The organism is Cytophagales bacterium (assembly GCA_033344775.1).
Taxonomy (GTDB): domain Bacteria; phylum Bacteroidota; class Bacteroidia; order Cytophagales; family Cyclobacteriaceae; genus JAWPMT01.
In genome coordinates, this window is the sequence record JAWPMT010000004.1 from 1,803,767 (window position 1) to 1,826,889 (window position 23,123).

Annotated in this window: 20 protein-coding genes; 11 read left to right on the forward strand and 9 right to left on the reverse strand. The window is 45.3% G+C overall.

Features of this window, described 5'->3' with window-relative positions; genetic code table 11:
* Nucleotides 1–444 (reverse strand): hypothetical protein, encoded by a 444-nt coding sequence (locus R8G66_16545; protein MDW3193985.1) that lies wholly within the window; start codon nt 442–444, stop codon nt 1–3.
* The gene (locus tag R8G66_16550) at nt 434–1,243 is read right to left on the reverse strand and encodes an RNA polymerase sigma factor (GenBank protein ID MDW3193986.1); all 810 of its coding nucleotides are present in this window, start codon (nt 1,241–1,243) and stop codon (nt 434–436) included. The genes R8G66_16545 and R8G66_16550 overlap by 11 nt, the downstream gene beginning before the upstream one ends.
* A gap of 87 nt (nt 1,244–1,330) precedes the next feature.
* On the opposite strand from R8G66_16550, the gene R8G66_16555 reads away from it, so the two are divergent.
* The gene (locus R8G66_16555; GenBank protein ID MDW3193987.1) at nt 1,331–1,765 is read left to right on the forward strand and encodes a hypothetical protein; all 435 of its coding nucleotides are present in this window, start codon (nt 1,331–1,333) and stop codon (nt 1,763–1,765) included.
* Between the two features lie 33 nt (nt 1,766–1,798).
* Nucleotides 1,799–2,350: a hypothetical protein gene (locus R8G66_16560; GenBank protein MDW3193988.1), complete on the forward strand. Its 552-nt coding sequence runs from the start codon at nt 1,799–1,801 to the stop codon at nt 2,348–2,350.
* 4 nt (nt 2,351–2,354) lie between these two features.
* On the opposite strand, the gene R8G66_16565 is transcribed toward R8G66_16560, so the two are convergent.
* From R8G66_16565 to R8G66_16585, 5 genes are all read right to left on the reverse strand, one after another.
* Nucleotides 2,355–2,930 carry a sugar O-acetyltransferase gene (locus R8G66_16565; GenBank protein MDW3193989.1) on the reverse strand — a complete coding sequence of 192 codons (576 nt, stop codon included), beginning with the start codon at nt 2,928–2,930 and terminating at the stop codon, nt 2,355–2,357.
* Entirely contained in the window at nt 2,923–3,687 is a 765-nt protein-coding gene (murI, locus tag R8G66_16570) for a glutamate racemase (GenBank protein ID MDW3193990.1), read from the reverse strand. The genes R8G66_16565 and murI overlap by 8 nt, the downstream gene beginning before the upstream one ends.
* Nucleotides 3,688–3,789: 102 nt before the next feature.
* Entirely contained in the window at nt 3,790–5,163 is a 1,374-nt protein-coding gene (locus R8G66_16575; GenBank protein ID MDW3193991.1) for a pyridoxal-phosphate dependent enzyme, read from the reverse strand.
* Nucleotides 5,164–5,265: 102 nt separating this feature from the next.
* On the reverse strand, nt 5,266–5,751 hold the full coding sequence (locus tag R8G66_16580; protein MDW3193992.1) for a TlpA disulfide reductase family protein: 486 nt from the start codon (nt 5,749–5,751) through the stop codon (nt 5,266–5,268).
* A gap of 53 nt (nt 5,752–5,804) precedes the next feature.
* Nucleotides 5,805–6,344 carry an HD domain-containing protein gene (locus R8G66_16585; protein ID MDW3193993.1) on the reverse strand — a complete coding sequence of 180 codons (540 nt, stop codon included), beginning with the start codon at nt 6,342–6,344 and terminating at the stop codon, nt 5,805–5,807.
* Between the two features lie 289 nt (nt 6,345–6,633).
* Between R8G66_16585 and R8G66_16590 the strand changes: the two genes are divergently transcribed.
* The gene (locus tag R8G66_16590; protein ID MDW3193994.1) at nt 6,634–7,233 is read left to right on the forward strand and encodes a hypothetical protein; all 600 of its coding nucleotides are present in this window, start codon (nt 6,634–6,636) and stop codon (nt 7,231–7,233) included.
* A gap of 133 nt (nt 7,234–7,366) precedes the next feature.
* On the opposite strand, the gene R8G66_16595 is transcribed toward R8G66_16590, so the two are convergent.
* Nucleotides 7,367–7,801 carry a BLUF domain-containing protein gene (locus R8G66_16595; GenBank protein ID MDW3193995.1) on the reverse strand — a complete coding sequence of 145 codons (435 nt, stop codon included), beginning with the start codon at nt 7,799–7,801 and terminating at the stop codon, nt 7,367–7,369.
* 134 nt (nt 7,802–7,935) lie between these two features.
* Here R8G66_16595 and R8G66_16600 point away from each other — a divergent pair, with 134 nt between their 5' ends.
* Nucleotides 7,936–8,595 carry a hypothetical protein gene (locus R8G66_16600; protein MDW3193996.1) on the forward strand — a complete coding sequence of 220 codons (660 nt, stop codon included), beginning with the start codon at nt 7,936–7,938 and terminating at the stop codon, nt 8,593–8,595.
* Between the two features lies 1 nt (nt 8,596).
* On the opposite strand, the gene R8G66_16605 is transcribed toward R8G66_16600, so the two are convergent.
* On the reverse strand, nt 8,597–9,619 hold the full coding sequence (locus R8G66_16605) for a LacI family DNA-binding transcriptional regulator (protein MDW3193997.1): 1,023 nt from the start codon (nt 9,617–9,619) through the stop codon (nt 8,597–8,599).
* 541 nt (nt 9,620–10,160) lie between these two features.
* Between R8G66_16605 and R8G66_16610 the strand changes: the two genes are divergently transcribed.
* The 7 genes from R8G66_16610 to R8G66_16640 all read left to right on the forward strand — a co-directional run bounded on the left by R8G66_16610 (nt 10,161) and on the right by R8G66_16640 (nt 23,007).
* Complete coding sequence (locus tag R8G66_16610) at nt 10,161–11,624, forward strand: SusF/SusE family outer membrane protein (GenBank protein ID MDW3193998.1); 1,464 nt, start codon at nt 10,161–10,163, stop codon at nt 11,622–11,624.
* A 73-nt stretch (nt 11,625–11,697) separates the two neighbouring features.
* Nucleotides 11,698–14,793 carry an alpha-amylase family glycosyl hydrolase gene (locus R8G66_16615; protein ID MDW3193999.1) on the forward strand — a complete coding sequence of 1,032 codons (3,096 nt, stop codon included), beginning with the start codon at nt 11,698–11,700 and terminating at the stop codon, nt 14,791–14,793.
* Nucleotides 14,794–14,815: 22 nt separating this feature from the next.
* Complete coding sequence (locus tag R8G66_16620) at nt 14,816–17,878, forward strand: TonB-dependent receptor (GenBank protein MDW3194000.1); 3,063 nt, start codon at nt 14,816–14,818, stop codon at nt 17,876–17,878.
* Between the two features lie 10 nt (nt 17,879–17,888).
* Nucleotides 17,889–19,475 (forward strand): RagB/SusD family nutrient uptake outer membrane protein, encoded by a 1,587-nt coding sequence (locus R8G66_16625; GenBank protein ID MDW3194001.1) that lies wholly within the window; start codon nt 17,889–17,891, stop codon nt 19,473–19,475.
* A complete protein-coding gene (locus tag R8G66_16630) occupies nt 19,475–21,328 on the forward strand; it encodes a glycoside hydrolase family 13 protein (protein ID MDW3194002.1) in 1,854 nt (617 codons plus the stop codon). The genes R8G66_16625 and R8G66_16630 overlap by 1 nt, the downstream gene beginning before the upstream one ends.
* A complete protein-coding gene (locus R8G66_16635; GenBank protein ID MDW3194003.1) occupies nt 21,321–22,511 on the forward strand; it encodes a glycosyl hydrolase 53 family protein in 1,191 nt (396 codons plus the stop codon). Before R8G66_16630 ends, R8G66_16635 begins: the two co-directional genes overlap by 8 nt.
* A 325-nt stretch (nt 22,512–22,836) precedes the next feature.
* Nucleotides 22,837–23,007: a hypothetical protein gene (locus R8G66_16640; protein ID MDW3194004.1), complete on the forward strand. Its 171-nt coding sequence runs from the start codon at nt 22,837–22,839 to the stop codon at nt 23,005–23,007.
* Nucleotides 23,008–23,123 lie beyond the last annotated feature (116 nt).

Below are 23,123 nucleotides of genomic sequence, written 5' to 3' on the forward strand. Positions count from 1 at the left end.
TCAGGCCCAACGACCGGAATCATACAGTCGGGTAGCTATCCAGCCACCGATCACCATCTCGATCCAACTCAAAGGAAGGGCAACCAGTAAAATCTCCCAATTGGATAATCCCATATTCGCGGAGGCCACCCAAAATATGACAAAGACAGCAGCCCAAACCAAGGTAGCAGATGTCAGTATCGACTTCATGCTACTCCCAAATACTTGTCCATAAAGCCAAACCACAAATACCAGCACGCCTGTCAATAAAATATCCCAAAGTCCCCAAATGGAGAAAACCACTACATTCATTTCGGCTACAGCCTGATTTGCCGCTTGCCAATAGTCTTTGGTCATGGGCATCACAAACACGAAGTAGCGAAAAATTTCTGACGCATTGATCCAGATACTGGTTACCAATGCGATGAGTATGAATTGTCTGAGATTGAATTTTTCAATTTGCATTTCGAAGCAGTCTTTTAAGGTTGGCAGTGATGGACTCAGGGGCTTGCAGGTTAGGATTGGATCGATAAACAGCCGTCTCTTTTTCCATGGCTTCGATGGTTTCCATGAGATCAATACTTCGTTCCTTGAATTTTGCAAAACGTAGTTCGGAGGTATTGATCAACCCCTGGTTTGCCAGAAAATCCACTTTCTTTAGGCATCTGCAAGGGTTAGATGGATTGATCAGACCGCATTTGTGTCGTAGAAAGTTTCTGATCTTCTTCCTGGATCTGGATAACTGCTGCCGGAAGGTTTCAGGAGCAATAGATAATACCCTGGCACCTTCTTTTCCTGGGAATTCCAAAATATCGCCCAGGATGTATGTCAATCGATGGGGAGGATCAAGGCATAGCAATAATCCCTGTGTACAGCTGACCTTTACCTCTTCCTCAAGCAACAAAAGCTCCCCCGCATTGCTAGCGGCCCGGACCTGATGAGACTGACCCATATCGATGAAATGGGCATACTGCTCGAAATCCATTGAAAACTCGCGGGACTTCTTTCCCTTGATCGTCAACAGGTAATTAGAAGCAACACGGTACACCCAGGTGGTGAATTGACTTTGTCCTCGAAAAGTACTGAGACGCGTGACCAGTTTGATTAAAATTTCCTGTGTTGCGTCCTCCGCATCTTCAGGGAAAAGCAACATTTTCACTGACAAATTATAGATCAGGTCCTTGACCCCCAGCAAGACCTGTTCAAGAGCTTGCTTATCTCCAGCGATTGCCTGCGCTACATATCTTTCTAATTCTTGATTCATATTCAATTAGACTGCTTTCTTCCACACGTTGTGACAAGGGTTGGGAAATACTCATTAGATTGTTGTCGATTTTTGGCTAAAGTGCTCATGGACAACACAGATCTACAATTTAAACACTCGGCATCTTGCAAAGCGAACAGTGCTTTTGCATGGAGTTTTTGGACTGATGTCTCCAACTGGGAAAAGATAGAGGGAGATACGGTAGAGTGGATCCGACTGGAAGGTGATTTCCAAAAAGGAACAAAAGGAATGACCAAAACCCCTGGTCAGGAACCACAGCATTGGACCATCACCGATCTGGTAGCTGACGAATATGCAACCATCGATATTGAATTATCAGGAGCCATATTACACAATACCATGCGCTTCAAATCGCTTGCCGATGATCATACGTTGATCACACAAACCATGCAACTGAGTGGTCCGGAAGCAACGGAGTTTGTTGAAGGCATGAACATGCTCAAAAGAAGTGCGCCGGCAGGGTTAGCGAAACTCGCAAAAGCGATTGAGGAGGTTGCTTAGTACCCCGAGTCGACTGATATAAAGCAAACACTAATGTACACCAGCTCTTCAACCACGTTTTTCTACAGGTATTATTTACCATTGGTCATGATTGCTTTGGCAGCATTAGTTTATCTATTCACAGATGTGCCCTTTGATGATTTAGTCATGTCTGCCCTGCTAGTCGTATTTGGCTTCTCACCCATACAAATCCTCTTATTTAGAAAACTGAGACATGTCAAAGCCATGCATGATAAGCTCATTTCCACAACCATGGCCTATGAAGAAGAAATACAATATGATCAGATTGAATATGTTTATCAATCTTCCCTGATCAAACCTGTAATTATAAAAATCAGTTATCGTGATGAACTTGGAAAATTCAATCAGTTCTACACGTTGGGAAGTTTCAGCGAACAGGCAGCCCACAAAGACCCTTTTCGTAAGAAAGAAGCCCAACTAACGAAATTTATTCGAAGAAAGGCAAAGGCCTCTCAATCAAATTACAATGAAGAGAGGGAGTCTGCCGGCCAAAATATTCCAGTGATTCTGCTTTGTTCATTAATCATGTTGATCGCAATGATATTATTCCTGGAACTTTCTTAGCAACTTATAACTGCTTCACCACCCTACCCGGGTTTCCCACGACCAAAGAATTGTTAGGCACATCTTCTTTCACCAACGCAGAGGCAGCAATGGTGACCCCATTCCCGATCGTAACTCCAGGTAAGATCACCACATTCCCACCGATCCAAACCTTATTTCCAATGGTTACCGGTTGGGTATTGGTCACATAAGATCCTCCTTCGCTCGGATTGCTTCGAATGCGCTCCTCTGCGCGAAGCGGATGACCTGCCGTGTAGATCTGGGTGTAGGGACCAATCAGGCAATCTGATCCGATACGAATAAAATTATCATCCAGAAAGATGCAATTGGTATTGACAAATGTGTTGGCTCCGATCTCAATGTGCTTGCCATAATCACAGAAAAATGGATTTTCGATCCAAACACCCGTGGCCACTTTTCCCAACATTTGCTCTAATAAAGCCTGTCTGCCTTCCAGGTCTCGGGAATCGTGTTGATTGTAGGCCTGCATGGTGGCTCGAGCCGTATGGTACATTTCCAGTAGTTCAGCATCACGGGAATCATAAGGCAAGCCCGCTAGCATTTTTTCGCGTTCAGTCATGGGCATGCAGGTAAGCTAACCACTTTCCAAAATAACTGGGGGCAACAAGCTGTTTGGAATCATAAAATTGATCCTCAGTAGTTCCCGGAGTTTTATGATCCACTTGATCCATCAGCCGTCGGACCGTTCCTTCGTTACCATCGATAATGGCGACGTGATCCGGCACCAAAGCCTTCAGTGCTTCACGGAAATAAATGAAGTGCGTACATCCCAACACTACTGCTGAGTAATCTTCCCAGGACACATGGCCTAGTTGTTGCTTCAAATAACGTTGGACCTCCTCACCATTAAAAAGGCCATTTTCAGCGAGTCTCACCAGATCAGGCATCCCCACACCATCAACTTTCCCTTCCTTATCTATTTGTTGCACCAGTTTTTTAAACTTCTCCTCACGTAGGGTCAGTGGAGTAGCCAATACCAGCACTTTCCCTTCTCCGCGTTCCACCGCTGGCTTTACGGCAGGCTCCATACCAATGACCGGGAAATCATAGCGATTACGCAGCTCTTTTACAGCCGCGCTGGTTGCAGTATTGCAGGCCAGTACCAACCCACTTAAGCCCAGAGGTTCCATAAAAGCCACACAATCCAGGGTCAGTTCCAGTGTTTTGGCTTTTGAACCTTCACCATACGGTGCATGAGCACGATCCGCGAAATATAAAAAGGAATGGTTAGGCATGCGCTTACGGGCTTCTTCCAAAACGGTAAGCCCACCAACACCACTATCGAATATACCTATCAATGAATCACTTGATGCCATAGGTCTGGCCTGAAAAAAGTAATCCCCCTACCGAAGCAGGGGGATTTTGCAAGCAAAGAGTTAATAATTAACTTTTATATCGTAAAGATAACAAATGTTGACCTAGTTCGTCATGGCCATCAACAAATCACTTTGCGTGATGATATGCACTTGATGTGTAACATCCCTCACCAGCAACGCTTTGTTGTCTTTGCTGATCAATGAAGAAAGTACATCCACGGTGTTGTCCATACCCACAAATTGGAAAGATGGATCCATGATTTCAGAAACAGGCTGATCTTTGAGTTCCGGCTTTTCAATCAGACTCTTCAACACCTTATTATCTGACAGGCTTCCCACAAAGTACTCTTTGTCCACAACAGGTACCTGATCAATGCCTTTTTCGTTCATTTTCAGGATTGCGTCACCGATCTTCAGATCTTTGTCGATGGTGTATAATGAGGCAGTTCCGTTTCTATGTTCGATGATATCCTTGGCAGTCGCAAATTTTCTGGATTCCAGAAAGCCATGATCTTTCATCCAGTTATCATTGTACACCTTACCTAAATAGCGGGTACCATGATCTGGCAAAATGATCACCATTACGTCTTCTTCTTTTAGGTTTTCACGGGCATACTCCAACGCACCAAACACAGCCGACCCGCATGACCAACCTACGAAAAGGCCTTCTTCACGGGCCAATTGTCTGGTCATTACCGCACCATCCTTATCGGTCACTTTCACAATGTGATCCACCTGGCTGAAATCAACATTCTTTGGAAGAATATCTTCACCAATGCCTTCAGTGAGATAAGGAAACACTTCTTTGTCATCGAAAATGCCTGTTTCCTTGTATTTCTTAAACACTGATCCATACGTATCGATACCGACCGTGATTACCTCTGTGTTTTGCGACTTCAGGTATTTAGAAGTTCCGCTGATCGTTCCTCCGGTTCCCATTCCGGCAGCATAGTAAGTGATCTTGCCTTCCGTATCTCTCCAGATCTCCGGTCCGGTAGAAGCAACGTGAGCGGCGGTATTTGATTTATTGTCGTATTGGTTCGGGTAGAAGGAATTTGGAATATCCTCATTCAATTTTTTGGCCACAGAGTAATAAGACCTGGGATCTTCGGGCTCTACATTCGTAGGGCATACGATTACTTCCGCACCCACCGCTCTCAAAATATCGATCTTCTCCTGCGATTGTTTATCAGCTAGGGTAAAAATGCATTTGTATCCTCTACTGATCGCTACCAGGGCCAGCCCCATTCCGGTATTTCCGGAGGTCCCTTCAATGATCGTCCCTCCAGGCTTTAGGATTCCTTCTTTTTCCGCGTCTTCGATCATCTGGAGGGCGATTCGGTCTTTGATCGAGTTGCCGGGATTGAAATACTCGACCTTCACCAGGATCGTGCCTTTGATCCCTTTGTTTACGCTATTGAGCTTCACCAGGGGAGTATCTCCTATGGTATCTACGATCGAATTGTAATACTTCATGAATGATTGATTGGATAATGCAGCCGCAAAACTACAGGCTTCTTCATACAAACCTCACCAATTGATGTGTTGAGTTTGTTAATTATTCGAATTAAAATTTGGTTATTGCGAAAGTAACTGGTCTAGTTTTTTCGAAAGTTTGGCTCCTTTGATATTTCGAGCAACGATCTTTCCGTTTTGGTCCACCAGATAATTGGTCGGGATCACCTCTACATTGTAATCTTTATAAGCCTCTGCAGTCGCATAATCCCACACTTGTGGCCACGGCACTTGAAATCGCTCGGTAGATCGCTTCCAGGATGCTTCAGTTTTGTCGTAGTTTACGGCGAACACTTCAAAACCTTCGGATTTGTACTCGCTGTACATGGGCTTGAGCCATGTCTTCATGTCTTTGATACATGGTCCGCACCATCCTGCCCAAAATTCGACCAATACCACTTTCCCTCGGTAATCAGACAGGTTTTCTGTTTCGCCTTCAAGGTTTTTCAAAGAAATTTCGGGGGCCGTTTTCCCAACCAATTTTGGTGCTTGTGCCGACACCTGAGAAAAACCAAAGATCAATAAAAATAAGACGAAGGTCTGCTTCATAACTTTGTCATGTATATGGAAGTGAGTACGTTGTACACTGCCGTTTAGTTCACTCAGATCTTCAATTCTTCCTTATTCGCCTTCAACACTTCGATTATCAACTGCAAATGATCGTCAAGCGACACTTCGAACAACTCCAGGCCTTTCTCAATTTCCTCCCGGTCCACCGACGCAGCAAAACTCTTTTGCTTCAGCTTCTTTTTGACTGATTTGGGCGTGAGTGTTGCTATTCCCTCCGGTCTTACCTGACAGCATGCCACCACAAAACCGGTGATTTCATCACAGGCGAGCAATGCCTTGTCCAAAATCGTATCATAAGAAACACCCCATTTGGTATAATGCGCTGAAATGGCATGGGCCATTTTCTCTTCCCCTTCTTCCCGCAATAAAGCCACAATTCGATTGGGGTGTTCCTCAGGATAAGCTTCATAATCCGCATCATGCAAAAGGCCGGTATTCCCCCATTCTTCCACATCTTCGCCTAGTTTTTCGGCATAGGATTCCATCACCAGCTCCACCGTTCTGGCATGTCGGAGCAGGCTATCCCCCTTGGTCATGGAGTTCAATATTTCCTGAGCTCTTACTTTTTGCATTGGAGAAAGATAATCAGTAGTGTCCGGAAGATTTTTCGAAATGATTATAAACCTGTAAAATCACCCTTGCTGGGCGCCCCTTAAATTCCCTAAAGCCTTACGCGGCTGGGAGGTGGTTTCTATTTCTCCCTTTAGGGTAGGGACGGTCCGTCACTGCGGTATATTTGAGATTCCAGAAAAATCTACCGTAACATGCCATAAACACATCTTTTTGATGGAATTAGGATTTGACCGGACATCAGTAAAAGTTAGCCATGTTTTTTGGCCGGATTATTGTACACGATAAGAAATGAAAAAATTCGTCGCCCTCGCGCTTTTGTTTACTTTATTTTGGGGTTGTGAAGTCACCGATGATGGTGGCTGGGGCGAATGTCCCGAAGCCCTTCCTTTTTTCGATATCAATGGCCTGAACGTGGATAATCGTCTTTTTGACACTTCATGCTGTGGCAATGCGATACTCAACAATGAAAGTGTTCCTTTTGAAAACTTTAGCATCTTCGGGTCTTATGAATATTCGCTGCATGCCTTTCAACCTTCAAAGGGCGGATTTATGAGTCGTTCTTATGCCCTCTCGTGTTTAGCGGGTGGTTACGAAGGTTCTCAGGAAACCATCAGTGAATTCATTGTTACGACCAACCTGGACATCAATGAAAATTACCTCGCCGGGGACACCATCAATAACCTGTTGACCTTTAACGATTTCATCACCACCAGGACTCTGAATGAATTTTTAGCTGATGAGGAAAGGGCCATCTTAAGTCCTCAGTTTTTCCTTCAATTAACAGAAAGGCCCACAGCATCAGATACCGCATCTTTCACGGTCAATATCGTGTTGGATAATGGAGAAAGCTATACAGAGACTACACCTAATGTGATTTTTAGGCAATAGCATTTCGGCCTTTGAGGTCCTTGCGCTGGTCCGCATTTTCAACGCGGGCTCTGGATTTTCTCGTTTCAAAACGGGTCCGGATACAATTCAGGGGTCACATAGACCGGGTGGCGAAGATGCAAGCCAGAGCTAATTAACTACCTTCCTGCTGCTCCTGAAAATTTTTATTGTAAAACAACTTCACGAATGAAAATACCGGATGAGAGGTCCCCAGGCTTTGGATGAACTGATCGATATCGGTGTATCCTGAGATGGAGCTCAATTCATCTTCATCAAGCCTTTCAAAGCCCATGCTCCAGTCGGGGAACAGTCGGTCTTCCAGCTCATCATCAAGCAAGACCTGTGCATTTTTATGCCCCGGATGGTCTTTGATGGAACTGTAAAGTGCCAACACTTGAGACTGATCACCTTCTATGATTTGTAAAAAGCGACGTTGGGCATATACCAGCAATCCAGTGATACCTCGTCTTGAATTACGCAATCGGGAAGTTCTAAGTAGATCAAATAGCTCCTGATCCGTCCAATCCCGCGTTGCGTAGCTCGCATAAATGAGAAAATAGGGACGCATAGAAAAAAATTGAGCTTACCAAATATTTCGATTTTTCATGAAAAACCCTACAATTCATCGCACATTTACGACAGATGAGTATATCCATTCGATAAGCATCGGTAATAAACCATTTCATTGCAAGAAAAATTGACATGGAATCTATTCTAATCTTCAGCCATATTTTTGCAGGAAGCACCGCATTACTGACGGGACTTATCCTGATGCTAAGACCCAAAGGAACCAAAACGCATATCCGATTGGGCTGGATTTATTCGATCGCCATGTTCATCATATGTCTGAGTGCACTCACGATCATTAGCTTTTATCGCTTTAGTTTCTTCCTGATGGTGGTAGGTGTATTGACTTTTTATTCCACGTTTGTAGGAGTACGAGTAACGAGGCGAAAAAAAGTTGGTACCGAAGAATGGTACGATTGGGGGGCAGCGATCATCACCTGCTTATTTGCGATAGGGCTATTCGGTTATGCTATTTATGTTTTTAACATCGCCGGGTGGCACTGGGTTGGTTTTTTAAGCATTGTATTTGGCGTGCTTACTTTTTCTCGTGGCTGGACAGACCTGGTTTTCTATCGCAGAAAGAAAGCAGATCATTCGGAATGGTGGCTGCACAATCATATCAATGCCATGGGGAGTTCATACATCGCCGCAGTAACCGCTTTTGTCGTTCAGAATGGAGATGCCTGGATGCCTGACACCTCTTTCCAATGGTTGTTCTGGGTATTGCCTGGAGCCATTGGTGGTACAATTATCGGGCGAGTGATCAAACGTTATAAAACTGCGGCCGCTAGTTAATCTACTTGGAAGAGTCTCTTTCGATCAATTCGGGCTGCACCAAAACGTGTTTGGGTTCCACAAAACCATGTTCTCCCTTATTTGACATGATTTCGTCAAACAATAATAAGGCTGCCTCTCTGCCAATCTCGAAACCTCTTTGCTCCATGGTAGATAATGAAGGGGTTGTATGACGTGTGAAAAACCAGTTGCTAAATCCAATGACTTTGAGATCTTCCGGTACCTTCACCCCCATCTCTTTAGCCTCCTTCAACAGCTCAATGGCGACCATGTCATTGTGCACAAAAATCCCGTCTGGCTTTTTTCGGATCAATTCTTGTAGAAGCTTCACCTTTTCGTCCGAATCCACCGGATAATCAACTGTCACAACCAAGTCTTCTTTCAGAGGCAAGCCTGCCTCCTCCAATGCTTTTAGATAACCGGTGTGGCGTTCCTTTACGTTGATCAGGTTTTCGTGTCCGCCAATGTAGCCTATGGTTTTACATCCTTTTTCAATCAGGTGTTTGGTCGCTTCGTATCCTCCTGCAATATCATCAACGCTCACATAGGAACATCCCAGTTCTTTTACATTTCGATCGAACAAGACCACCGGTGCACTGCGATCAATCAACGCCCTAATATGGTCAAATTGATAAGTGTTTTTTGATGGACAGATCAAAAAGCCATCTGCTCGAACATTATACATTGCTTTGCAATCCAAAACTTCTTTTTCGTAATCCTCATTGGATTGAGTCACAAAAACCTGATAACCTTTACTGTAGGCGACATCTTCTACTCCACTGATCACCGTAGAGAAAAAGAAGTGAACAAATTCCGGCAGGATCACACCAATGGTGTTGGTCTTCTGATTCCTGAGACTCAGCGCAATCGCATTGGGCTCGTAGTTCCACTCTTTGGCAAGTGCATGCACTTTCTTCTTGGTCTCAACATTGATCTCAGGGTGATCCTTCAAAGCACGAGAAACGGTACTTGGTGCCACACCCAATTCCTTCGCAATGTCTTTAATCGTGATGTTCCTCTTCATACGCTGCTAGCAAGATACATAACTAATACGGGTCAACCATGGTGAATTTCCATGAAGGGAAAAGCACACGGAAACTTCAATTTTTGTACTATTTCAAGAAACCCAACTCAACCTTTGCAACTCTTCGATAAAACAAGCCCCCTTTTGTATTGGTCGAAATGACCTACTTCGACACCCTATTTCATCGAAAAACCTGAATTCGAGGACTTTTTGCCAATGACTCGAAAAATCTTACCCAAATCAGGAATTTCTAAAATAGAGGAATAGTTCGAAAACGGTTGCGAAAAATTGCAAACGGTTCCGAAAAATCGGAATTGAAAAAACTTCATTTCAGAGTCTTTGAATTACAAATCCTCTACTAAATTCAAAAAACCATGTCCTCTGATTTGGAAATTTATCAATCAAATCCGTTGAAATCTTTTGAAAATCTCGAGGCCAGGTGAAAAAGAAGTTGGTATGGTGACATTTGGGAGTTTTCAAACAGACAAATTGAACTTTATCAAGAAGAAACAAACAATAATTTGATCACGATTAAATGATTATGATGAAGAAGTATTTTAATTTTTTAATGGTCTGTGCCTCTTTTCTGGCATTAACTGTTTTCGTCTCTTGTTCAGAAGACGATCCGGCTCCAATCATTGACGAAGAAGAGCCTATTCCTGTTCCTGATGGAATGTATTTGGTTGGCTCCGCAACTAGTACTAGTCCTGTAAGTGATTTCACCATGGGTCCTGGTGTTGTTGGTGGTCCTGACTTCACTACTTTAGACAGAACAGGTATGTTCACCACTTTCGTATTCCTGGGAGAGGGAACATTCCAATTCATAGAGTACATCAACGGAGACTCTACTATCTGGGGTGGTGAGATCACGGTTGCTCCTATGGCTGAAGGATCTAATTATAACATGGGTACAGGTACTGCAGCTGAGGATGGTGCGGCTATATCTCCCTTGGAAGCGAACACCTTGCACCACGTCGTAATTGACAAGCAGTCTGGCACAATCTACCTTTCTCCTGTGAAGCAATGGGAAATCATCGGCCCTGCACAAGAGCTTGGCTGGAATGAAGGAACTCAAATTGCTCTGGGATCCAGCGATGCTACTGGTACTACTTTCTCTACTGAAGGAATCGTACTAAGAGGCCCTAATGAGTACAAGTATCGATACAACAGCAACTGGGACCTTGCATTCGATGACATTGAAGATTTCAACATCTTCACCAACTTCGGTCTTACCGATGGTGGCTTATTACTTGGTGGCTCAAACTTCAACTTCGAAGGTGATGATGGGGTTTACACGGTTTCTGCATCTTTCAGCCCTACTGACATTTCATTCAATCAGGAAAGAACTGGTGACGTAGAAGAATTGACTTATGATCCGCTTGATTTCCCTTGGGGTATCATCGGTGCTGGTACTGAGACAGGATGGGATGCTGATACAGATTTGACTTATCTGGATTGGGCTAATACCTGGACTGGCATTTTCTACTTGACTGCTGACGTATTCAAATTCAGAAATGATGATGCATGGTCTGCTGAGTTGAACCCAGGTAATGTGAACCTGACTTCAGAAACGGTAACTGACAATGGCGATGGCAACTTCGTAACAGCTACAGAAGGACTTTACTTCGTAAGAGTTTCTGCTGTTGAAGGTGAGGAAGGTACAACCTGGAACCTGGAAGTAGACATTGTAAATCCAGGCCTGATCGGTGAAGCAACCGAAAACGGATGGGATGGACCAGACATTGATATCCCTGCAGTAACTACCAGCGGAACCGACCTGAGCTGGAAAATCGAGCAGTATTCATTCAACGCCGGTGGATGGAAGATCCGAATCGGCGATGGCTGGGAAATTGGCTTCGGATTCCCTGATGTAACCATCGACGGAACCAATGCTGCCTTGATCACCGATGCAGACGGGAACTTCAACCTCGCTGAAGCTGGCTCACATGATGTGACCTTCTCCACAAGCGACAATGGAGCTACCTGGACGCTAACCTTTGATTAATCAATTTTCAAGCAATAGAAATAAGAGCTGTCCACTGTGACAGCTCTTTTTTTCTACAAACATTTCTAAATCCGTGAAGAAGCTCCTTTCTCTCCTTCTATGTGCGTTCGGTTTTTACTCCTGGGGACAGACGGTATCATTGGAACCTACCTTGTCACCGGAAAATCCCACAGCCGACGAAGAATTAACCATCACTTATGATGTCACAGGCACAGACCTGGAATCGCTCGATAACGCCTGGCTTTGGCTCTGGCTCCCTGACAAGGATGATGTGGACGTTGCATCGAATGTGAATCCTGCTACCAGCAACGCAGGCGCCACGGATGTAGCGAAGTTCACCAAAACAGAGGAAAACAGTGTCGTCACTTTCTCTATTACCCTGACCATTTCCGAATTCGCAGATGCCTCGGACATCAACGAAGTAGGGGTGCTCCTCAAAGCGGATGATTGGTCTGGGGGACAAACTTCAGATTTCATTTTCAATGCAGGTACCACTACAGGTGGAGGCGAAACGTCTGGCACACATGACATCAAACCGATCGTTTCTCCGGACTTCCCTGCGGCGGATGAACCCGTTACAGTTACTTACATTACCGGTGGTACCGATTTAGAGGGGATTGGCGAAGCCTGGCTTTGGACCTGGGCACCCGACCTTTCCAATGCAGGTGTGAATTCCAATATCAACCCTGCCTCGAGCGATCCTACTGCCACGGATCCCGCAAAATTCACCCGAGAGGTAATTGACGGCCAGGAAGCTTTTACCATCACCTTTACACCAACTGATCTTATTCAGGCTTCAGCAAGCGAACTCAATCGCGTTGGTATTCTCATGAAAGGTGATGATTGGTCCAATGGCCAAACAACTGATTCCTTCATTGAGATTTCAGATGGGTTTGCGATGAAAGTGAATTCTCCTGAGACCACAAGAACTTTTTACAACCCTGGTGACCAGGTAGAAGTGGATGTAGCCACTTCTGAAGCAGCAACGATCACTGTATCTCTGGATGGAACTACTGTAAGTTCCGTATCAGGCTCCACTGCCTTACAATACACGCACCAAGTCATCACTGACGGAGCAGCACACTCCCTGGTGATTGAGGCTACTAATGGAACAGATACAGAAACGTTCACTCACTCCTATTCTACGACGCCAACTACACCAGAAGTAGCCTTACCTGCGGGTCTGGTAGACGGTGCCAATTATACAGAAGATGATACACAAGCCTATTTGGTCCTTACTGCTCCTGGGAAGGACAATGTGTTTGTACTGGGAAGTTTCAACAACTGGTCGCTGGATCAGGATTTCCTTATGAACAAAGACGGAGATAAATTTTGGCTGGAAATCACAGGTTTAACTTCCGGACAAGAATACCTCTATCAATACCTGATCGACGGAGAGATTGTCATTGCCGATCCCTACACGGAAAAAGTTATTTCCAGTTATGATGACGGTCAGATCAGAGACGAAAATCGATACCCTGGACTTGTTGCTTTCCCCAGTGCATTTACGACAGGTGAAACAGCCGTATTACAAACCAATCGCCCGGAGTTTGATTGGGAGGTCACTGATTTCCAAAAACCGGCTGCAGAAGACCTGGTGATCTATGAACTACTGGTAAGGGACTTCACCGAGGAGCGTACATACAACGCCGTAACAGAGCGTCTGGATTACTTGGATTCATTAGGGGTCAACGCCATCGAGTTGATGCCTATTACAGAATACGAAGGCAACATCAGCTGGGGTTATAATCCTTCTTACAAGTTCGCAGTAGACAAGTTTTATGGGACCGAGGATGAACTCAAAACCCTCATCGATGAAGCGCACAAGCGCGGGATGGCCATCATCATCGACATGGTACTGAACCATCACTTCGGCAGAAGCCCACTGGTACAAATGGAAGCTTCAGGCGCATTCGGCCCTCCGACAGCAGACAATGCGTGGTTCAACGTAACGCCCAAGCATGATTTCAATGTAGGATTCGATTTTGACCATGAAAGTCAATTCACGCAAGACTATGTCGATCGTGTCGTGACTTATTGGATTGAAGAATATAAGGTAGATGGCTACCGATTTGACCTGTCCAAAGGATTTACGCAAAAGAACAGCTTAGGCAACGTCGGCCTTTGGGGTGAATATGACATTACCCGGATCAACCTGCTTTCCAGAATGGCTAATGTAATCTGGGAAACTGATCCTGAAGCTTATGTGATGCTGGAGCATTTTGCGGTCAACCAGGAAGAGCGTGCGTTAGCAGACCTTGGCATGATGCTTTGGTCTAACACCAGACATTCCAATCTGGACTGGCAATACTTTGAGACCCGTGGATGGCAAAGCCCCCACAACATCAATTATCTGGAAAGTCATGATGAGGAGCGTGTGATGTGGGAAAACCGAAACGCAGGAAGCCTTGAGGAACGAATCAGCGATGCAAAAGTTGATGCCGCATTCTTCTTCATGGTACCCGGGCCTAAAATGATCTGGCAATTTGGTGAGTTTGCTTACGATGAGGAACTGAACAATGACCGTCTGGGCATCAAGCCAACTCGTTGGGAATACCTGGAAGATGCAGAAAGATTGCAATTATTTGGATTATATCAGTCATTGATCAATCTTAAAACACAAACGGATTACCTCTCAGATGAGCATTTTAGCTGGAATGCCAGTTCAAGTGTTCGATGGATCAATTACGAACATCCTGATGTACAGATCTCCATGTTTGGTAACCCTACTTCTTCTTCCAGAGATGGTGATCCACACTTTGTAGCAGCAGGTGATTGGTACGATTACTTCACTGGCGAGCAGATCACTATTACTGACCCTAATGCTTCTGTGACACTCGCGCCTGGTGAGTTCTACATCTATACTTCAGAACCCATTGACAATTTCACGACGATCAATGTTGAATCCAGTGTCATTTTGTCTACCGGACCACAGCAATTGGAACTGACCACCTACCCTAACCCTTTTGTCGAGGAGTTCACTATACAAGGTGTCAACACCATCGATCAGATTGTGATCACAGATCTGTCGGGTAGACTTATTTCAGAATTCTCTCCTGTTGCAAAAACCTTTACTGTGAATGCAGCCGCTTATGAGACAGGCATTTACCTCATCGAAGTGATTTCAGGAAATACCAAAGAGACCTTAAAAATGATCAAGCGACCATGAGCTAGACCTAAACCCCATTAGTATGAAGAAGTTTTATTATTGTTTGTTTAACTCCCGACCCAGGGTGGCAGTAGGATTATTCCTACTGCTTATCCCAGGGTTATTGATGGCACAGCGTTCCGTAACCGGAACAGTCACGGACCCTGGAGACGATTCCACTATTCCCGGAGTAGCCGTATTGCTAAAAGGCACAACTACCGGAGTAGTCACCGATATTGACGGTAATTTCCAAATAACCGTACCAGATGATGGAGGCGTTTTGGTATTCAGTTTCGTTGGTTATCAGACGCAAGAAGTGACCGTCGGCACCCAGTCTGTCATCGATGTGTACATGCCTTTGGACGTCCAGCAACTAGACGAAGTAGTAGTCATCGGATATGGCCAGGTAGAAAAAGGTGACATCACCGGGGTGGTAAGCAAAGTAGATAGTAGAACTTTTAACCGAGGTGTACTGACCTCCCCTGATCAATTGATTGCTGGTAAAGTGGCCGGTGTGCAAATCACCTCCAACAGTGGCCGACCAGGCGATCAGGTTTCTATCCGATTGAGAGGAGGAACCTCTCTGTCAGCGAGCAATGAGCCACTATTCGTAGTTGATGGTGTGCCGTTGGACAATACCGCACACAACCCCGGCGGAATGACTGGTGGCAGAAACCCGCTTAACTTCATCAACCCTGCTGACATTGCCGACATCACGGTATTGAAAGACGCTTCGGCAGCCGCGATCTACGGATCACGAGGTGCCAATGGTGTCATCATCATTACCACCAAATCCGGAGCCGGCGCAACGCCTGGTAAGGTTCAGTTTTCCTATGATGGCAATTATTCCGCTTCGATTTTGACGCAACGAGTTGAAATGCTCAATCGGGAAGAATTCATCTTCACAGTAGAAAGAAGGGGCCAACGCTGGACCAACTCTCTGGGTGATGCAGATACAGACTGGACAGATGAAGTACTGCAATTGGCACATGGGCATAACCATACACTCAGTGCTACCATGGGCGGAAAAGTGACTTCTTTCAGGGCCTCTGTCAATTATCAGGACCTCAATGGGGTACTAAAAACAGAAAATACAGAACGCATTTCCGGCTCACTCAATCTGACTCAGAAGTTGCTCAATGACGACCTGACGTTGCAACTGAATACCAAGCACGCCGTGACCAATGATCGATTCGCCCCGAATGTAGTAGGTACAGCTTTGTTGTTCGACCCGACACAACCCATAAGAAGTGACGATGCAGCAACAGGATTCTATTATGAGCATGAGCAGGAATTAGCGCCGGACAATCCTGTATCTACCATCGATCAAACCTATGAGGTCGGCCGATCTTATCGTAACCTAATCAACGTGACAGCCACTTACAACTTTCCTTTTTTGGATGGGCTGTCCGGAAAGATCAACTATGCGCATGATCGCACTGACGGAAAAAGACAAAGGTTCCAGCCAGAAACGCTGCAAAGCGTTCGCAACCAACAAGGATGGTTCCAGTTTGAGGATTTCAACCGTAACAGCAACTTACTGGAAGCTTACCTGACCTACAACACGGAGATTGCAGGCAATACCAGAATGGAATTGACCGGTGGATATTCTTATCAGGATTTCTTCCGTGAATTCCCCAATTTCAGAAAGATCGACACCATCCCCGTGAGCCGTTATGGCATCAGTGATCCCCTTACGATCATCGAGGATTCACAATTGGAAGAGTTGAACTCCATCCTATTTACCCCACAATTTGATCAGTTTGAAAACCGATTGATCTCCTTTTGGGGACGTGCCAACTTCACAGTCAATGATCGATACTTGATCACTGCTACATTAAGAAGAGACGGGTCGACCCGATTTGGAGAAGATAACCGCTGGGGACTATTCCCCTCCCTGGCTGTAGGATGGAGGATATTGGATGAAAGCTTTGCTGAAGGGCTGTCCACCATCTTTTCGGACCTGAAACTCCGGGTGAGCTACGGAGTGACTGGTAGCCAGGAAATCGAAGACTATTTGTATGTCAATTTGTACGAACCTGGACAGGAAACTGCCCAATACATTTTCGGGAACGATACCGTTAACACCATCCGTCCCAACGCGGTAGACCCAAGCATCAAGTGGGAAGAGACGCAATCCTGGAACATAGGTTTGGACTATGGCATATTGGGGGGAAAGATCTACGGAACTTTAGACTTCTATCGAAAACTCACTACGGATCTCTTGTTTGAAATTCCTTTCCCAGCAGGCACACTAACCGGGGATGAAGCTGTCACCAACATCGGAGAGATGGAGAATATGGGGGTAGAATTATCCATCAATGCCAACCTGTTCAATACCGATGATTTAAAATGGGACATCAGCTTCAACGGTTCCTACAACAAAAATGAGATCCTGAAACTGGACAATTCCAACTTGCCCGACTTCATTGGATACCCTGTCGGTGAGGTTTCTGGACAAGGACTTGATCAACGTATTCAAATCCTTCGCGTCGGTTCTCCAGCCAATTCCTTCTTCACTTATCAGCATATCCGCGATGCTAACGGCAATCCGGTTCCGGATGAAGACCGAAATGGCGACCGGGTAGTGGATGATTTAGATGTCTATGTAGATCAAAATGGAGATGGCGTGATCAATCAGCAAGACCTGATTGTCGGAGAAAATCCTGCACCTGATTTCATTCTGGGATTCACTTCCAATACACAATGGAAAAACTGGGATTTAGCTGTAACCCTTCGCGCCCAATTGGGTAACTGGACTTACAACAACGTCTTTTCCCAAAATGGTGCTTTTGAAGGCGTGAACAACAACTTTGCTCCCAATAACATTCACCGATCAGCTTATACGAATCAGTTCTCCAGCTATCAGGTGCTCTCGGATGTTTACCTGGAAAATGGCTCTTTTATGCGCGTGGATAACGTGACAGTAGGGTATACCTTCCGCAATCTGGAAAATATCAACCTCCGCACCTACCTGACCGCAAGCAATCCCTTGCTGATCACGGGTTATAGCGGACTGGATCCTGAAGCGGGTATCAACGGGATAGACAACAACCTCTATCCACGTTCTCAGACCTTTTTGTTTGGTGTAAGTGCTCAATTCTAACCCAGGGATCATGAAAAAATTATTAACCATACTTTCAATCTTCACTTTTACGGCTTGTACCGATCTGGACATCACTCCTAGAAATGGCGCCGTGGAATCTGTCGCATTTGCCACCTTTGATGGCTACACCGCGTACCTGGCAAAAATTTACGGAGCGCTTTCTCTTACAGGAAACCAGGGACCTGCAGGTGATCCTGACCTGACATTAGGGGGTGATGAAGGATTTTCCAGTTACCTCCGGGTATTCTGGAAAATGCAACAATTGCCTACCGAAGAATCAGTTATTTCGTGGGTAGATCCGGGAATTCAGGAACTGCACCTACACGGGTGGGCCGCAGACGACCCCTGGTCACTAAGACTCTACACCCGTATTTTCTTCAACATTTCATTGGCCAACGATTTCCTGAGGGTATCTGAAAGCCCCACAGCACCACTAACTGATGCTGAACTGACCACACTGGAAGAATATCGGGCAGAGGCTCGTTTCTTGAGAGCACTATCCTACTGGCATGCACTGGACATTTTCAGAAATATCGCTTTGACCACTACCATTTCCTCAGAGCTTCCGTTTCAAAGCACCCCTCTGGAAGTATTCGACTTCATCGCAACCGAGTTATCGGATATCGAAGGTTCGATCCCTGGAGCCGGGCAAAACGAATATGGACGTGCCGATGCAGCAGCTGTTTGGATGCTACAAGCCAAGCTTTTCCTGAATGCCAGTGTTTACATTGGCAGCGACCAGTCTGCGGAAGCAATTGTCGCTTGCGAGAAGATCATCAATTCAGGAGCCTTCTCTTTGGCGCCGAATTATAATGAGTTATTCATGGGTGACAATCACCTGCGTACTGATGAAATCATCTTCCCTATCATTCATGATGGCAATGTCTCTCAAAGCTGGGGCGGCACTACCTTCCTGGTACGTGCAAGTATTGGCGGTGCCATGCAGGACAATCTGGATGCTTCAGGTAATGAAATAGAAGACGAAGCATTGACCAATTATGGCGTACCTTCTGGTTGGAACGGCTTAAGAACCACCAGCGGTCTGGTCAATAAATTTGACGCCAATGATTCACGTGGTATGTTCTTTAGCGAAGGTCAATCTTTGGAAATTCAGGACTTGAGTGTATTCGAAGAAGGATATGCGGTAGAAAAATGGTCAAACATTGAAGCAAGTACCGGAGAAAGAGCGCCTGGTATTGATCATGTTGGGACTGATTTTCCAATGTTCCGATTGGCAGATGCCTACCTAATGCTGGCTGAAGCTGAAGTTCGTAACACAGGAAGTGCCAGTGCGGCAAGTGTAGCCCGGATCAATGAATTGCGCCAGCGGGCCTTCGGAGACAATTCTGGTGATGTAGCCGCAAGTGAAATCACATTAGATTTTCTACTGGAAGAAAGAGCCCGTGAGTTGTATTGGGAAGGTCACCGCAGAACGGATTTGATCCGATTTGGAGCCTTTTCTTCAGGCACCTATTTGTGGCCATGGAAAGGTGGTGTGGCTGAGGGCGCAAGCATCTCTGATCACCTGCGCATATTCCCTATCCCTTCCACTGACCTCATTGTCAATCCTAACCTTAACCAAAACCCTGGTTACTAATGAAAAATGTAATTACTGCTTGCCTTATCCTACTCATGGTTCCTGTACTGGCCCAAAAAGTGGACCGGATGGAACCTCCATTCTGGTGGGCTGGCATGAAAAACCCTAAACTGCAACTGATGGTCAATGGTGAGAACATTGCCGAGACCAAACCGGAATTGAATTACCCTGGCGTAGAAATCACTGCCGTTACCAGTCTACAGAGCCCCAATTACCTGTTCATTGATTTAGAGATGGCTGTGGATGCTAAGCCTGGCACGTTTGACATTGCCTTCAAACAGCGTGGCAAAACGAAAGCCACCTACAGCTACGAGCTCAAAGAACGAGCAGCGGGTTCTGCTGAACGACAGGGGTTCAACACCACCGACGTACTTTATCTGATCACCCCTGATCGTTTTGCTAATGGAGATCCTTCCAACGATGTAATTGATGGGATGCGAGAAGGACTGAACCGTACAGAACCTTATGGTCGACATGGGGGTGATATCCGTGGCATCATCAACAGCCTTGATTATTTGAAGGATTTGGGTTTCACTGCTATTTGGGTCAACCCTGTATTGGAAAATGACATGGAAGAATGGTCGTATCATGGGTATTCTACCACTGATTTCTACAAAGTTGATCCTCGATTTGGGACCAATGAAGAATATGTTGAACTCACTACGAAGGCCAAAGAAAAAGGCATCAAAGTGATTATGGACATGATCGTCAACCACTGCGGATCTTTCCACTGGTGGATGGATGACTTCCCTGCCAAAGACTGGGTGAACTATCAGGAAGAATACCAGCGTGGTGAATACCAGATCACGACCCACCGTAAGCCTGTGGTCCAGGACCCTTATTCCACGGCGATCGATCGCAAAGAGTTCTTCGATGGCTGGTTTGTAACAACCATGCCAGATATGAATCAAAGAAACCCTTATATGGCCACCTATCTGACACAGAATTCCATCTGGTGGATTGAGTTTGCGGACATGTCTGGGATTCGCATGGACACTTATCCTTATCCTGACATGGATTACATGACGGAATGGACTTGTGCCGTGATGAATGAGTATCCTAATTTCAATATCGTGGGTGAAGAGTGGTTCGAAGATCCCTCAATTGTGGCCTACTGGCAAGCAGCTAAAGACAATCCTAATGGCTACACCTCCTGCCTTCCTAGCTTAATGGACTTCCCACTTCAGGCCGAGTTGACGAAAGCTTTGAACAACCCTCAGGGAGATTGGAATGGTTGGCTACCAGCTTATACGACATTGGCCAAAGACTTCTCTTATGCTGATCCATTCAATCTGGTCGTTTTCCCTGACAACCACGACATGAGTCGTTTTTACACACAGGTGAACGAAGACATGGACATGTTCAAATTAGGTCTGGCGTACTACACCACCATTCGCGGCATTCCTCAATTCTACTATGGAACAGAAGTGTTAATGAGTAATCCTGGAACAACCGAACACGGGATCATCCGCAGCGATTTTCCTGGTGGCTGGGACGGAGATGCTAAAAATGCCTTTAGCGGAGCCGGTATGAGTGCGGAACAAAAAGCCACGCAGAATTATTTCAAAACGCTTCTCAACTGGAGAAAGACCAGTGAGGCAGTTCACTATGGTCAGTTGAAACATTACAATCCGAAGCAGGACATATATGTACTCTTCCGATATACGGAAGGTGACAAGGTAATGACCATCCTCAGCAAAAATGACAAGGATGTCGATCTGGATCTGAGTCGTTTTTCTGAACTGATCATCGGAAATGAAAAAGGAAAAGAAATCATTTCGGGACAATCCGTGGACTTGAGTCAGGGACTGACTGTTCCTGCGAAAACGCCATTGATCATCGATTTTGATTGAGTCAATATTCCACAACAAACGTGCAACTTATCTCCTCATCGGGCTTGTCCTGTTGGGGCTGATAAGTTGCCATTCTCAAGAACCTGAACCAAGCGCTCGAAACAACTTCTATTTCGGGGCAGACTTATCTTACACCAATCAAGTAGAAGACCTGGGAGGCTCCTACTTTGATGATTCCGGCGAAGAGGCCGACCCCTATCAAATCCTGGCTACAAAAGGATTAAACCTTGCTCGCTTTCGATTATGGCATGATCCTCAATGGACCAAAGAAGTCTATGGCACCAATGGATTATTTGGACCTTACAGTGACATAAAAGATGTAATTAGATCAATGACGAGGGCCAAAGAGCAGGGAATGGACTTGCTCGTTGATTTTCACTACTCCGACTTTTGGGCTGATCCGGGCCGGCAACAAATTCCGGCTGCCTACCATGAAATCACAGACCTTAAGGTACTTGCTGATTCCGTAGAACAATACACGTTAAAGACACTCTCGAAGCTGAGCGCTCAAGGGCTGTCTCCCAAGTATGTTCAGATAGGAAATGAAATCAATTGTGGGCTTTTCATCACTGATCGGCCGGCAAACTTCCCAAATTGCAATGTCTGTGAAGGCAACTGGTCGCAGGCTGGAACAGTACTGAATGCTGCCATTACTGCGGTTCGGCAAACCAATCCTGACACAAAAATCATCCTTCACGTTGCAGATCCTGTTAATGTCGAATGGTGGTTTGGCCAAATGACAACCTCAGGAGTAGTAGTAGACTTTGACATCATCGGGATTTCGTATTACCCACTGTGGCATACCGGATCAAGTCTTTCATCCATTGACCAGACAATCGAAGGCTTCCGGGAGCAATTCCAAAAAGACGTCATGATCCTGGAAACAGCCTATCCGTGGACCACAGAAGATGCTGATAATTATGGAAATATTCTCGGTGGCTCTCCATTGGAGGGGTACCCTTTCACGGAAGAAGGGCAACTGGACTTCATGACTTTCCTAACCCAAAAAGCGATCGATGCTGGTGCTTTAGGGGTCATTTATTGGGAACCAGGCTGGATCAGTTCTGATCTTCGCGATCCGTGGGGACAAGGCTCCTCCTGGGACAATGTCACCTTTTTCGATTTTGAGGGGCGGTCATTACCGGTGGTGGATTTTCCGATGTTTCCTTATCAGTTTGAATAAGAAGAACTTCTAAAGTCCCCCTTTTAAGGCATAGCCGTCAACTTAAGCTAAAAGTCATTATTCGTCATTCCGAGCGAATGCCGGAATCTCAAGTTTAATAAGTACAACCTCTCATTGAGATTCCTGATCAGAGTCAGGAATGACGCTTAATTGACGGCTATGATTTGATGAATAGGGAGGGGATCCTTTTTTGAATTATAGATAATCATCCCAATCGAATGAAGCGGCGCTTTCAACCTTATGTTCAGCCGTTTCATCGAACATAATTGCGAAGGTTTGTGTACATTGAGTTGATTTACATTATCACCAATCAAATAAACCTACCATGAGTAATATTCTTTATATTATCGCGATCATCTGTGCCATCTTCGTTATCTATGACGTATGGGCTGTTCAAAAGAAAATGGCTGCGTTTACAAAAGTTATCTGGACCGTTTTTGCTTTGCTTTTCAGCATCATTACGGCGATTATTTACTACTTCATGGTGAAGAAGTAATGAGGGCGTGCTGAAAACCACTCGGATTTACAATAAGAATTCCTTTGGAGATTAGATTTTGTACACAATAAATTCTCGAAATCGAGATTTTATCGCTAGCCTCAGGCAAACCATCT